This is a genomic window from Pseudomonas protegens, from assembly GCF_003732485.1.
Classification (GTDB): Bacteria; Pseudomonadota; Gammaproteobacteria; order Pseudomonadales; family Pseudomonadaceae; genus Aquipseudomonas; species Aquipseudomonas protegens_B.
The window spans coordinates 787-1205 of sequence record NZ_MOAK01000072.1 but is presented as its reverse complement, the minus strand read 5'-3'; the positions used below and the strand labels follow the sequence as shown (position 1 = coordinate 1205).

Genomic DNA, 419 nt, shown 5'->3' with positions numbered 1-419 from the left:
CCGCCAGGAGCTGGCCATCGGCGGTCTGGCTCAGGTGGTCGACCTTGACCAGCAACTGATCGGCCTGGATTGCACTGCTGTTGGTCCAGCGCTCGGCCTCCAGGGTCAGTTGCCCGGCGGTCTTCAGGCGGCCGCCGACGTCTTCGAGGTTGGCCATGGAGAGGCCGAACACCCCGCTGCCGCTGTGCAGCAGGCTGCCGCCGCGGTTGTTGAAGCCGCCGGCGTCGAAGGCCAGGTCGTGGTTGGCGGTTTCCAGGAAGCCGTCGCGGTTGTCGAAGGTGCCAGCGATGCTGAACCGGGTTTTGCTCACCAGGCCCAGGGCCCGCAGTTGCCCGCGCTGGTTGTCCAGGCTGGCGGCGGCGGTGCTCAGGGTGCTGCGGCTTTCGATCAGGCCCTGGCGGTTGTCCAGGGCACCAGCG

At 68.7% G+C, this 419-nt stretch carries 1 protein-coding gene; it reads right to left on the bottom strand.

Translation table 11 applies throughout. From position 1 onward, the window contains the following. On the bottom strand, nt 1-419 hold a 419-nt coding region (locus tag BLX41_RS18220), incomplete at both ends, for a hypothetical protein (RefSeq protein WP_148059752.1).